Consider the following 277-nt stretch of genomic DNA (forward strand, 5'->3'; position numbering starts at 1 on the left):
GAAAGGACCGTCGCCTGGCTCGGCGGCTTCCGCCGACTCCACCGCCGCTACGAACGCAAGGGCACCCACTTCGCGGCCTTCGCCACCATCGCCGCCACCCTCATCTGCAACCGCAGAATCACCAAATGAGATCACTTCTTATCCTCGCTCGGTGGACGCCGGGCAGGTGTTGCTCGACGCGCCGGGCACCGCCGAAAGCAGCGCGGTTACGGCGGGCAGCCCTACGACTACGAGCAGCAGCCGATGGTCAGCCACCTCTCCGCCGCGGCGACGCTCA

The 277-nt window shown here is 67.5% G+C and carries 1 pseudogene; it reads left to right on the top strand.

The features are described 5' to 3' along the window. A pseudogene (locus PUR61_RS36540) lies at nucleotides 1–129 on the top strand (IS5/IS1182 family transposase); the annotation flags it as partial. Between the last annotated feature and the right edge of the window lie 148 nt (nucleotides 130–277).

The sequence above is a fragment of the Streptomyces sp. BE20 genome (assembly GCF_036322525.1).
Classification (GTDB): Bacteria; Actinomycetota; Actinomycetes; order Streptomycetales; family Streptomycetaceae; genus Kitasatospora.